The organism is Arthrobacter sp. CAL618, from assembly GCF_000468215.1.
Classification (GTDB): Bacteria; Actinomycetota; Actinomycetes; order Actinomycetales; family Micrococcaceae; genus Arthrobacter_D.
On sequence record NZ_ASZW01000163.1, the window covers coordinates 22351 to 34713 of the forward strand.

Genomic DNA, 12363 nt, shown 5'->3' on the forward strand with positions numbered 1-12363 from the left:
GGCAGCCCTTTGTGCTGCCCGGACGCTGCCGCGCTGGGGTGGTATCCCGGGGAATAGAACCGGAGTCACTCCAGTTGACATAGTTACTACTGCAACGGCAGTGGGTCAGTGAAGGGAGTGACCGTGAGCGATCACGAAAGTCCGGCACCCGCGCATCAAGTCGAGGCCGACGGCGGGGCATGCCCCTCCTTCGTGGCCGCCATGGACGTCATCGGACGGCGCTGGAGCGGCATCATCATCGAGGCGATCGGTAAGGGCAACACCGGCTTCGCCGACGTCAGCCGATTTGTCCCCCACATCGGCGACACCATGCTCGCCAAGCGGCTCCGCGAACTTGAAACCGACGGGCTCATTCAGCGAGAAGTCATGGCTGGGCGTCCCATCCGCGTGCGCTACTCACTTACCGTCGCCGGGCTGGCCCTGCTGCCCATTCTGCGGGACATCACCGCGTGGGGACATGCCTACTCGGTGACCGAGCAAACCGCAGCTGCCGAACAGGCGCCCACAGACCACCACCTCAACAAGGGACGATAAAAACTATGGCTTTCGAACTTGGCACCCTCACCTTTGGCGAGCTGACCACCGATCTGACGACCGGACGCATGCCCTCCCCCGAGGAGCGGATGAAGCAGACCATCGAGCAGGCCCGCGTCGCCGACGAGGTGGGCCTCGACGTCTTCGGCGTCGGCGAACACCACCGCACCGACTTCGTCGCCTCAGCCCCGCACATGGTCCTCGCGGCCGCAGCCATGGCAACCAGGAACATTCAGCTCACCAGCGGCGTTACCGTGCTCAGCTCCGAGGACCCGGTCCGGGTGTTCCAGAACTTCGCCACCCTTGACCTCATCTCCGGCGGCCGGGCCGAGATCATCGCTGGCCGCGGGTCCTATACCGAGTCCTTCCCCCTGTTCGGGTACGACCTCAGCGACTATGCCGACCTCTTCCGGGAAAAGCTCGACCTACTGCTGGCCATCCGTGCCGAAAATCCGGTGTCCTGGCAGGGCCGCCTGCGCGCACCGCTGGTCAACGCCGACATCGCGCCCCGCCCGATCAGCGACCTGCCCATCTGGGTGGGCGTCGGCGGCACCCCCGCCTCGGCGGTCCGCACGGGACAGCTCGGCCTGCCCCTGGCGTTGGCCCTCCTGCTGGGGCCCATCACCCAGTTCGAGCGCTCCGTGGATCTCTACCGTCAGGCATCGGTTGCTGCCGGCCATGACCCCTCCAGCCAGCGGATCAGCATCAACGCCCACGGCATGGTCGGCAAGACCAGCCAGAGCGCCCGCGACGACTTCTTTCCGTACTTCTCCCGCGGTCTGGGCGAGAACAACCACCAGCGTGGAGCCAGTTTCAATCTGCCGCGGAACGCCTTCGAGGCCCAGGCCTCCCCCGCGGGCGGCCTCCTGGTGGGCAGCCCCCAGGAAATCATCGACAAGCTGCTCACCTATCACGACCTGTACGGCGTCTCCCGCGCCGTCTTCCAGATGGGCTTCGGCGGAGTGCCGCAGCAGACTCACCTGGAAGCCATCGAACGCTTGGGCACCGAGGTGGCGCCCGTCATCCGCGCCGAGATTGCCTCCCGCGAATCGGTGAACGCATGAGCCGGCCCCTGCGCGTCGTCGTCGTCAATGGCAGCCCCACCCAACGCTCAAAGACAATGGGCCTGGTCAAGCTCATTACCGAGTCACTGTCGCAGAAGCTTGCGATTGAGGTCCACCAGACCAACGTCTACCACCTGGGCCCTTCCTTCACCGGCGCCATCTCGCGGGCGGATCTGGACCCGGCGGTCGAGGCCGAGTACGCCGCCGTCGAGTCGGCTGATCTGCTGATCGCCGCGACCCCCGTCTACCGCGGCTCCTATGCGGGGATGTTCAAGCACTTCTTCGACCTGGTGGGGCAGTACTCGCTGACAAACACGCCGGTCATCCTCGTCGCCACCGGTGGCAGCGACCGGCATGCACTCGTCATCGAGCACGCCCTCCGCCCACTGTTCGGGTTCTTCCAGGCCGCGACCATTCCCGTGGGCTTCTACGCGAACTCCGGAGACTTCGACGGCGACCTGGTGCTCAACGCTGAGGTGTACAGCCGGATCGAGGTCGGGCTGGGCGATGTCATCGATAGCCTGCACCAAACCGTCAACCGGTGAGCAAACTAGACATTCGATAAGGAAATTTCCACCACCGGCGCCCACCTTGACCCACTCGGTCCGGATTGCTCACCGGACAGAGGGGTCGCTGACCGCTGCATCGGTATTCGGCTAGAGTTATACAGGTGAGGAATGGCCTACGGAACCCCGGTGTAGCGTGATTGACGACGCCGAGACGGACTCCCGGCGCCCCACCACCGCCCCCGCCTTTGTCCTTGCACAACTGCGCCGTGCCATCATCGCTGGCGAACTGCTGCCCGGGCAGGCGCTCCGGCAGGACGCCCTCGCCGAACGCTTCGGGGTCAGCCGTGTCCCCCTCCGTGAAGCCTTCAAGGTGCTGGAAGGCGAAGGGCAGGTGGTGTACGCACCACACCGCGGTTACAAGGTGGCCACCCTTTCACTCACCGACCTTCTCGAGGTGTACCGCATCCGCGAGATCCTCGAGGCTGAAGCCGTTAGAGTCGCGATCAGGCGGTCCGACGACGGCGTCGTCACCCTGCTGAGAGCGGCAGCCCAGGAAGTGGAGACGGCGAGCGCGGCCGGAGACCTGCTGACCATGACCGAGGCCAACCGGCGGTTCCACTTCCTGATGGTGACTTCAGCCCGGATGCCGCGCCTCGAAAAACTGATCCAGGTGTTGTGGGATGCCACCGAGACCTACCGGTTCGTGTACTACGGCGACGAGGCCAACCGCCACCGGGTCGAGAATGAACACCAATGCATCATCGAAGCTTTCGCCGATCGCGATGCCGACCGGGTCATCACCCTGCTCAACGAACACCGCAGCCATGCTGTCGACGCACTGAGGACCTTCCTGAACGGGAAGTGACCCTCGTCACGAAATATTTGTGATCCCTGTTACATTCTGACCGATAATTGGATACAGTATCCAAATGATCTGGTCACCGCCGCGCTCCTTGACGCTGCTCGCACCCTTGTTGCCCGGGGTACCGAAGTGCCAGCAGCCACGTTTCGGGAACCACTTCGATGAGTGACTGGCTCGGTCTGGGTGGCCAACGGGTCTTGGTCGCTGGTGCTGGCGGTATTGGCAGCGCCTTGGCTGGAGCCTTTGCCGACGAGGGAGCCCGCGTGGTGGTTGCCGACGTGAATCCGGCCGGCCTCGCCGCCCTGGATCCTCGAGTGCACCCCCTCGAAATGGATCTCTCCACCACCGCCGGGTGCGACGACGCCGTCGCCCGCGCAGCCGCCGAACTCGGCGGACTCGACGTCCTGGTCCACGCGGTGGGCGTCAACAACCGGGTCCCACTGCTCGAAACCACCGACGATGACTGGGATCGGATGATCTCCATCAACCTCACCAGCGCCTTCCGCCTCGGCCGGGCCGCCGGCAAGCTCATGGTCGCCGCCGGCTACGGGCGCCAGGTCTACTGTTCCTCGGTGTCGAGCCTGCTCGCCCACCCGGACCACGGCCCCTACGCCGCCAGCAAGGGCGGCCTGAACCAGCTCCTCCGCGTGATGGCCCGCGAATGGGCCGCCGACGGCGTCACAGTCAACGCCATCGCCCCCGGCTACGTGGAAACCGAACTCACCCGCGGTCATCTGGACAAACCGGGCGTCCGCGAACACTACACCTCACTCGTCCCCGCTGGCCGGCTGGGCACCACCGGCGATCTCACCGGCCCCGCCCTCTTCCTTGCCTCCCGCCAGGCCGCCTTTGTCACCGGCCATGTGCTCTACGTCGACGGCGGGCGGACCCTTGTCTGAGCAAGAGTGGGCTGAGCAGGAGTCAGTCGAGCGCCAGCCGGCCGAGAAGGCCGACGGCGGCCGCTTCCCGTTGCTCGCGCCGGGGGTGCTCGACGACGATCAGCTCGCCCTTTACAACACGATCGCCGGTCCCCCCCGTGCGGGCGGCCCCTTCCTGGTGGTCGACGACGACGGCCACCTGGCCGGGCCGTTCAACGCACTGCTGTACGCCCCGCAGATCGGCCAGGCCGTGCAGGCGCTGGGCGCAGCGCTCCGGTTTGGCGGGAAACTGCCCGCCCGCACCCGTGAACTGGTGATCTGCGCCGTCGCCGCCGAACGCTGCTCAGCCTACGAATGGTATGCGCACAGCAGGGTAGCCCTCACCGTCGGCATCACCCCGACGGAACTGGAAAACCTCCGTGGGGGTTTCGTCCCGACTGAGCTACCCGACGACGAACTCTCGGCCCTGACGTTCACCGCCGCCCTCCTCAACGGGCGGGCCGTCTCCGATGTCGACCATGCAGCCGCGCTCGAGCACCACGGCCACGAAGGCATCACCGAGCTGTCCATCCTGGTGGGCTACTACCGGGCCCTGTCCGGGCTGCTCGCCGCCGGCGACGTCGGCGCACCAGCGGCCAGGGCGCCAACCGCCCCCCATTCTCAACCTCCATCACACATCACCACCACCACTAAGGGAGAACGTCCATGACCACCTCACCACTGCACCGTCGCAGGGTCCGGCTTNTTGCCGCCGCTGCACTCACCGTCCCCGCACTGTTCCTGTCCGCCTGCGGCAGCCCCGATACCAGCGGCGGAGACAGCGGCGGCGGAGACGCCAGCGCCGCAGCCGACGGCGGCACCCTGTCTATCGCCACCGGCGGTACCGGCGGCGGCTTCGCCACGATGATCCGCGACAACGTCGAGGGCTACGACGCCACGGTCCAGGAGACCAACGCCTCCGTGGACAACATGCTCCTGATCGAGAACGGTTCAGCCCAGCTGGCCTTCGCCGTCGGTGACGTTGTCTCCGACGCCGTCGAGGGCGTCAACGACTTCGAGGGCAACCCCATCGAAATCTGCTCACTGGGCAACACCTACAACAACTTCATGCAGGCCGTCACCGTTGATGGCACCGGCATTGAGGGTGTCGCTGACATGGAAGGCAAGGTCGTCTCGGTCGGCGCTCCCGGCTCGGCCACCGAGGTCGCCGCCCTGCGTATCCTTGAGGCCGCCGGCATCGACCCCGAGTCAGGGGTAGAACGCCGTCAGCTCGGCGCCGCTGAAACCGTCGCAGCCCTGCGTGACGGCACCATCGACGCTGGTTTCTGGTCCGGCGGCCTGCCCACCGGTGCGCTGATCGACCTCGCCAGCGACAAGGACATGAACCTCCTCAACATCGGCGAGTACGCCGAACAGCTCTCCACCGAATACGGCGACTACTACGTCGAGGAAGACATCCCCGCCGACACCTACGAGGGCCAGACCGAGGCAGTCTCAGCGATCGCCTCACCGAACATCCTCGTAGCCAGCCCGGAAATGGACGAGCAGCTGCAGCAGGACATCACCGCGGCGATCTTCGACAACGTTGAAGCCCTCACCCAGGTGCACCCCGCCGCCGTCGAACTGGATGCCGCCACCGCAGGGGACATCGCCTACGTCGAAACCTGCCCCGGCGCCCAGGCGTACTTTGACGAAAACGCAGGCTAACCACTGATGCGCAAGCCCGCCGTCGTCGTCGCCGTCCTGGTGTGCCTTGGCACGCTGGGCGGTGGGGCGTTCGCGGTTGCTGCCCAGAGTGTCCCCGAACGGGACGCTCCCGGGCGCAGCATCGTGATCACCAACGACGACGGCGGGCTGGCCTCGGTTCCCCTTCCCGGGGATACTTTCGCGGTCAGCTACCGCAATTCGATTTACGGAACCATCGCCGAGGAACGTTACACGGTCCTCCCCGACGGCAGATTCCGGCTCCACCAGATCGCCGCCGACCAGCTCGCGGTGCTCGAAGAGTATTACGGTGTCCCCGGCGCCCCCACCCCCGCGGACCCCAACGACCGGCGGAACTTTGTGGTCGAGCCCGACCCAGCACACCCCGCCGTGTTCACGGACCTTTCTATTGCCGCCACCGATCTCGGTGAACGCACCCTCCACCTGCCCGGAACAGCGCCCGTTTCGCTGTGGGACATGGTCGACGACGATCAGCCCTTCATCCTGCTAGACATCAAGGAGACCCCATGACCGAGCGAATTGACGGCGACGGCGCCGTCAAGGCCGGCAAGCTGCACCGCCCCACCCCCGACGAGGCGATCGATCCGAGCCGCCGCGACGAAGCGCGAATACCCGACGACGCCGAGATCAACCCGATCGATCGCAGCGACGAGATCGATGAAGACGCGCTGATCGCCGAGTTCGAGGCGGAGAAACCCGCCCGGCAGCTGGCGGGTCTTCCTGCCCTGGTGGTCAAGGTCGTTGCCGGCGGCATGTCGGTCTTCGCCCTGTACTGGGTGTTCAACCCGATGGCGACGCAGTTCTATCTGCCAGCGTTCCTGATGGTCGGGCTGTCCCTGACCTTCCTGGTGTACCGCGGGTGGGGCCGGTCGGATAAGGCCAAGGAAACCGGAAAATCCGATAATCCACACATCCTGGACTGGGTATTTGCTGCCATCGCCGTGGTGCCCTTCGCCTACATCATTTCCGACTGGGACTCCTTCTTCCGCCGCGCCATCAATCCCACCTACCTCGACCTGGCCATGGGCATCATCGCCATCCTCGTGGTCCTGGAAGCCGCCCGGCGGACCGTCGGTATCCTGGTGCCGCTGGTGGTCGTGGGATTCTTCGCCTACGCCTACTGGGGCCCGTACATTCCGGCGCCGTTCAACACGTCGTCGTTCGACTGGATCCGGCTGGTGGGCCACAACGTGATGGGCACTCAGGGAATCTTCGGGGTGCCCACCGACGTCGCTGCCACGTACATCATCCTGTTCACCATCTACGGTGCCGTGCTCGGCGCCTCGGGTGCCACCAAGTTCTTCATCGACCTCTCCTTCTCGGCGTTCGGCCAGTCGAAGTCCGGCCCCGGCCGGACCGTCACCCTGGCGGGCTTCCTGCTGGGTACCGTGTCAGGTTCCGGCGTGGCCACCACCGTCACCCTCGGTGGCATCTCCTGGCCGCTGCTGCGCAAGGCCGGTTACCCGAAGGAACACGGTGGTGGCATCCTGGCCGCCGCGGGTATCGGCGCGATCATGTCGCCTCCAACCCTCGGCGCTGCGGCGTTCATCATCGCCGCCCTGCTGGGCGTGTCCTACCTTGAGGTCCTGATCTGGGCCACCATCCCCACCCTGCTCTACTACTTCGGCATCATCCTCGCCATTGAGATGGACGCCCGCCGGTTCAAGACCAAGGCAGTGGAGATGGACATCAAGCCCGTCGGCAAACTGCTGCTGCGCTTCGGCTACCACTTCAGCTCCCTGATCGCCATCGTCGCCTTCATGGCCATGGGCATGACCCCGTTCCGGGCCGTGGTCTTCGCCACGGTGCTCGCCTTTGTGCTGAGCTTCTTCGACCGCGAGTCCTGGATGACCCCCCGGCGGATCTGGGATGCCCTGGCCACCGGAGCCACCGGCGCCCTCTCCGTCATCCCCGTGATGGCGGCGGCGGGCCTGATCGTGGGCATCATGACCCTGACCGGTCTGGGCCTGAAGCTCGCCAGCATCATCGTCGACTTCGCTGGCGGCAGCCTCCTGCTCACCGCGATCTTCTCGGCTACCGCGGTCATCCTGCTGGGCCTGGCGGTGCCGGTCACGGCGAGCTTCATCATCTCCTGGGTGATCATCGGCCCCGCCCTGCAGGACGTGGGCGTGCCGGGCTTCGCCGCGGCGATGTTTATCTTCTACTACTCGGTCCTCAGCGAGGTATCGCCCCCGACGGCGCTCTCGCCGTTCGCCGCGTCGGCCATCACCGGCGGCAAACCGATCAAGACCATGTGGCTCACCTGGCGGTACACCCTGTCCGCCTTCCTGGTGCCGTTCATCTTCGTCCTCTCCGGCTCGGGTGTTGGGCTGCTGCTCCAGGGCGGCGTCGCTACCGTGGCATTGGCCTTCTCCGTGTCGATCCTCGCGGTCGCAGCGCTGGCCGTCTCCACCGGTGGCTGGCTCATCGGCCCGGCCCGCTGGCCGGAACGGGTCATCCTGGCCATCGGGTCCCTCCCGCTGCTCACCCTCGATCCGCTGAACATTGGGATCGGCATCGCGATCATCGCCGTCGGTGTGGTGGTGCACCTGATCGGCCGGAAACGGCACCCGTATGATCCGGACGCCGAGCCGGCGGAAGCAGACTCAGCCGATTCGGTTGAGTCGGTTGATTCGGCAACGAGGACGGCAACGTCGGCCACCTCCTCGGGGGCCGGTGCGCACCGGGCGTCGTCCACCGCGGCAGGCACCTCGTCGCCGAAGAGTGTTGCGTCGTCGAAACCCACCACGGGTCCCGCCGCTTCATGACCAAAGCACCGTCGACGCACGCAGCGGTCACCATGCTGCAGGCCGTCTCCGTCACCACCACAGGGGTGCTTCCTGCCTTCCTGCTGGGTGCGTTGGCGGTGCAGATCCGTGGGGACCTGGACATTGGTCCAGCGGAAATGGGGATGGCTGCGGCCACTCTCTTCACCGTGTCCGGTGTACTGGCCCGCCCGTTGGGCGGGCTGGTGCAGCGCATCGGCGCCGCGAAAGGCATGGTCGCCTCGGCGACGCTCGCCGCCGTCGCCCTGGCCGGGGCCGGTCTGGCGCCGACGTTCGCGCTGTTGATCGTGGCCCTGTTTGTCGGTGGGCTGGCCAACGCGATGGCCCAACCGTCGGCAAACCTGGGCATTTCCCTGGCGGTCAATCCGAACCGGCTGGGCCTGGCGTTCGGCGTCAAGCAGTCCTCCATCCCGGCTGCCTCGATGATCGCCGGGATCGCCGTCCCGGTGATTGCCCTCGCCGTGGGCTGGCGGTATGCGTTTCTGCTCGGCTCGCTGATGGCCATCGCGATTGCCGTGTGGGCGTTCTTCAGCGCACCCGGCACCCGCCCGACCCAGCCCGGAGAAACCCCCAAGGCGGACCGTGGCACCCCCAAGGGCGGGTTGGTGATGCTGAGCGTGGGCGCCGGGCTTGCCGCCGCGGCGGCCACCTCGCTGGGCGTGTTCCTGGTGGACTCGGCGGTGCAATCCGGGATGGCGCCCGGAACCGCCGGGCTGCTGTTCGCCGGCGCGGCGCTGCTGGGCCTGGTGATCCGCATCCTGCTGGGCCTCGCCATGGACAGGTACCCGCACCGCAGCCCGCTCGTACTGATCACCAATCTCCTCGCCACCGGGGTGATTGGGTATTTGCTGCTCGCCCTGGGCACCAGTTCGCTGCTTTTCGTGCTCGGTGCGCTGTTGGCCTACGGCGCCGGTTGGACCTGGCCGGGCCTGGTGCACTTCGCTGTGGTCCGCGACAACCGAGCCAACGCGGCCACCGCCACCGGCGTCATTCAGACCGGGCTGTCCCTGGGTGCCGCGGCCGGGCCGCTGCTGTTCGGGCTGCTGACCGCCGCCACCTCGTATGACACCGCCTGGCTGGCCGCCGCCGTCGTCGCCGCCCTGGCAGCCGTGACCTTCACGGTGGCTCGCCGCATGATCCGCCGGTCGCGGGCACTCACCGCCGCCGCGCCGCCGGCCACAGACCACACCTTGACCCCAATGGAGGAGAAGAGATGACACCCACGCGTTTCGCAGTGGTGGGAGGTGGCATCGTTGGTGCCGCCGTCGCCCGCCGGCTGCTGCAGGTCCAGCCCGACGCCCACGTCACCGTGCTGGAGAAGGAACCCATCCTTGCCGGACACCAGACCGGCCGGAACTCCGGCGTCGTCCACGCCGGACTGTACTACACGCCCGGATCGTTGAAGGCGCGGCTCTGCCGGCAGGGGGTGGACATGCTCAAGGAGTACTGCGAAGAGAAGGGCCTGCCCTACGACGAGTGCGGCAAGGTCCTCGTGGCCCGCAACCCCGTCGAGGAAGGCCGGCTCGGGGACATCATGGACCGCGCGGTCGCCAACGGTGTGCCGGGCGTGCGCCTCATCAACAAGGACGAGCTGCTGGACCTCGAACCCCACGTCAAGGGCACCTCTGGCCTCCGCTCCCCGCACACCGCGATCGTCGACTACGGCGCGATCACCCGCTCCCTCGCCAAGGACGTCGAGGCCGCCGGCGGCACCGTCCACACCAACTTCGAGGTCACCGCCCTGACCGAACGCGCCGGGCAGACGGTGGTCACCGGCAAGCACCACGGCGCCGAAACGTCCGACGCCTACGACACGGTGATCGTCTGCGCCGGACTGCAGGCCGACCGGGTGGCGAAGCTCGCCGGCGACGACGACGACCCCAAGATTGTGCCCTTCCGCGGCGAGTACTATCTGCTGCGCCCGGAACGCCGGCATCTGGTCCGCGGGCTGGTGTACCCGGTACCGGACCCCCGGTATCCCTTCCTTGGCGTGCATCTGACCCCGACCACCGACGGCGAGGTGATGGTGGGCCCCAATGCGGTGCTGGCCCTCGCCCGTGAAGGCTACAAGTGGTCCACTATCTCGCCCCGCGACCTCAAGGACGCGGTGATGTACTCGGGATTCCGGGCCTTCGCGAAGCAGCACTGGCGCACCGGTGCCGCCGAAATGCTCGGGTCGCTGAGCAAGCGCCGGTTCGTCGCCGAAGCGCGCAAGTACGTTCCCGAGATCACCGCCGACGACGTCGTCCCCGGCCCCCGCGGCATCCGCGCCCAGGCGCTGACCCGCGACGGTTCCCTGGTGGACGATTTCCGGATCACCCGGCAGGGCTCAGTGTTGTCCGTAAGGAACGCGCCATCGCCCGCCGCCACCTCCTCGCTCGCCATCGCCGAGCACATTGTCTCGCTGGCACTCGACCGCGACTCCGACCGAAAGGACACCTCATCCCTGTGACTACGCACCCTCTGACAACTTCCCCTGTTTCCCCGCTCGCCAAAGGCCTCTGGGGCGTGCTCGCCACGCCCTTCTCCGGCAACGACTTCGCCGTCGACACCGAGTCGCTCCGCAGCGAGGTCCGCCTCTATACCGGGCTGAACGCCACCGGCATGGTGGTGCTCGGAGTGTTTGGCGAGGGTGTGTCCCTGGACACCGCCGAGCAGACCCTGATCGTGACGACCGTCGCCGAGGAAGCCGGTGACACTCCGTTGGTGGTCGGCCTGTCGGCGCGGTCGACGGCGGTCGCAGTCGAGCAGGCGCGCACCGCGGTCGCCGCCGCGGGCAGCAACCTCGGTGCGCTGATGGTGCAGGCCAATAGCGCCAACCCCGAGCTGCTCGCCGCGCATCTGACGGCGATCAACGAGGTCATCCCCGCCGGGACCGGCGCCGGGATTGTGCTGCAGGACTATCCGGTGGCTTCGGGTGTGAAGATCAGCGCCGCACAGATTCTGAAAGTGCTGGAGCTCTGCCCGTTCATCAGCGCCGTGAAATCCGAGGCGCCACCCACCGCCGTCCCCATCGCCGCGCTGACCGCCGCCACCACGGTGCCGGTCTTCGGCGGGCTGGGCGGAGTCGGGCTGCTCGATGAGCTGGCCGCCGGTGCGGCCGGCGCGATGACCGGGTTCTCCCACCCGGAGGGCCTGCAGGCGGCGTTGACCGCGTTCAACGACGGCGGTTTCCCAGCCGCCCGGGCCGCGTTTGCCCCGTGGCTGCCGCTGGCGAACTTCGAGGGCCAACCCGGCATTGGGCTGGCCCTCCGCAAGGAGATCCTGCGCCGCCGCGGCATCATCGCCGACGCCGCGGTACGCCCGCCGTCCCCCACGTTGCCGCCGGCACTCGCCGACATGATCGACGCCCACCTTGATGCTGTGAAGGAGATTGCCTGATGGATACCGGACTCAAGGGGAAGAACGTGCTGGTACCGGGCGCAAGCTCGGGCATTGGCCTGGCCATTGCCCAGGCACTCGCCGACGAGGGCGCCAACGTGGTGCTCGCCGCCCGCCGCGAGGACGTGGTGCAGGCCGAAGCCGCCAAGCTGCCCTCCGCCGTCGGGATTGCGATGGACCTGACCGACGACGGCGCCCCCGCCGCCCTGGTCGAAGCCGCCGAGCAGGCCTTCGGCCCGATCGATGTGCTGATCCTCAACAGCGGCGGCCCACCCCCTGGCGGTGCGGCGGATGTCAGCGACGAGCAGGCCCTGGCCGCGGTACACCAGTTGCTGCTGCAGCACATGAGGCTGACCAACCTGTTGCTGCCCGGCATGCGCGAGCGCGGCTGGGGCCGCATTGTCGCCGTCGGCTCCAGCGGCGTGCAGCAGCCGCTGCCCAACCTGGCGCTCTCCAACATCGGCCGGGCCGGGCTGGCTGGCTACCTCAAGACCCTGGCTGCCGAGGTGGCGGCCGACGGCGTCACCGTGAACATGGTGCTGCCCGGCCGGATCGACACGGACCGGGTGGCGTCCCTCGATGCTGCGGCAGCCAAGCGGACCGGCAGCACCCCGGACGAGGCTC

13 protein-coding genes are annotated in these 12363 nt (G+C 67.4%); all 13 read left to right on the plus strand.

What is annotated here, in order from left to right; genetic code table 11:
* The first annotated feature begins 123 nt into the window (after nt 1-123).
* Nucleotides 124-534 carry a winged helix-turn-helix transcriptional regulator gene (locus K728_RS19090; protein WP_156911268.1) on the plus strand — a complete coding sequence of 137 codons (411 nt, stop codon included), beginning with the start codon at nt 124-126 and terminating at the stop codon, nt 532-534.
* A gap of 5 nt (nt 535-539) precedes the next feature.
* Nucleotides 540-1598 carry an LLM class flavin-dependent oxidoreductase gene (locus K728_RS0110135; protein WP_024476611.1) on the plus strand — a complete coding sequence of 353 codons (1059 nt, stop codon included), beginning with the start codon at nt 540-542 and terminating at the stop codon, nt 1596-1598.
* Nucleotides 1595-2143 (plus strand): NAD(P)H-dependent oxidoreductase, encoded by a 549-nt coding sequence (locus tag K728_RS0110140; protein ID WP_019484216.1) that lies wholly within the window; start codon nt 1595-1597, stop codon nt 2141-2143. The genes K728_RS0110135 and K728_RS0110140 overlap by 4 nt, the downstream gene beginning before the upstream one ends.
* Before the next feature lie 157 nt (nt 2144-2300).
* Nucleotides 2301-2972, plus strand: a complete 672-nt coding sequence (locus K728_RS0110145; RefSeq protein ID WP_024476612.1) for a GntR family transcriptional regulator — start codon at nt 2301-2303, stop codon at nt 2970-2972.
* A 158-nt stretch (nt 2973-3130) separates the two neighbouring features.
* Nucleotides 3131-3868, plus strand: coding sequence for an SDR family NAD(P)-dependent oxidoreductase (locus K728_RS0110150; protein ID WP_024476613.1), 738 nt, complete (start codon nt 3131-3133; stop codon nt 3866-3868).
* Nucleotides 3861-4556 carry a carboxymuconolactone decarboxylase family protein gene (locus K728_RS19095; protein ID WP_024476614.1) on the plus strand — a complete coding sequence of 232 codons (696 nt, stop codon included), beginning with the start codon at nt 3861-3863 and terminating at the stop codon, nt 4554-4556. The genes K728_RS0110150 and K728_RS19095 overlap by 8 nt, the downstream gene beginning before the upstream one ends.
* Nucleotides 4553-5554: a TAXI family TRAP transporter solute-binding subunit gene (locus tag K728_RS0110160; RefSeq protein WP_024476615.1), complete on the plus strand. Its 1002-nt coding sequence runs from the start codon at nt 4553-4555 to the stop codon at nt 5552-5554. Before K728_RS19095 ends, K728_RS0110160 begins: the two co-directional genes overlap by 4 nt.
* 6 nt (nt 5555-5560) lie before the next feature.
* Nucleotides 5561-6082, plus strand: a complete 522-nt coding sequence (locus K728_RS0110165) for a hypothetical protein (RefSeq protein ID WP_024476616.1) — start codon at nt 5561-5563, stop codon at nt 6080-6082.
* Nucleotides 6079-8340 (plus strand): TRAP transporter permease, encoded by a 2262-nt coding sequence (locus tag K728_RS0110170; RefSeq protein WP_024476617.1) that lies wholly within the window; start codon nt 6079-6081, stop codon nt 8338-8340. Before K728_RS0110165 ends, K728_RS0110170 begins: the two co-directional genes overlap by 4 nt.
* Nucleotides 8337-9575: an MFS transporter gene (locus tag K728_RS0110175; RefSeq protein WP_024476618.1), complete on the plus strand. Its 1239-nt coding sequence runs from the start codon at nt 8337-8339 to the stop codon at nt 9573-9575. Before K728_RS0110170 ends, K728_RS0110175 begins: the two co-directional genes overlap by 4 nt.
* Nucleotides 9572-10810, plus strand: coding sequence for an L-2-hydroxyglutarate oxidase (gene lhgO, locus K728_RS0110180; protein ID WP_024476619.1), 1239 nt, complete (start codon nt 9572-9574; stop codon nt 10808-10810). Before K728_RS0110175 ends, lhgO begins: the two co-directional genes overlap by 4 nt.
* Nucleotides 10807-11739 (plus strand): dihydrodipicolinate synthase family protein, encoded by a 933-nt coding sequence (locus K728_RS0110185; RefSeq protein ID WP_024476620.1) that lies wholly within the window; start codon nt 10807-10809, stop codon nt 11737-11739. Before lhgO ends, K728_RS0110185 begins: the two co-directional genes overlap by 4 nt.
* On the plus strand, nt 11739-12363 hold a 625-nt coding region (locus K728_RS0110190; RefSeq protein WP_024476621.1), incomplete at its 3' end, for an SDR family NAD(P)-dependent oxidoreductase. The genes K728_RS0110185 and K728_RS0110190, both read left to right, overlap by 1 nt.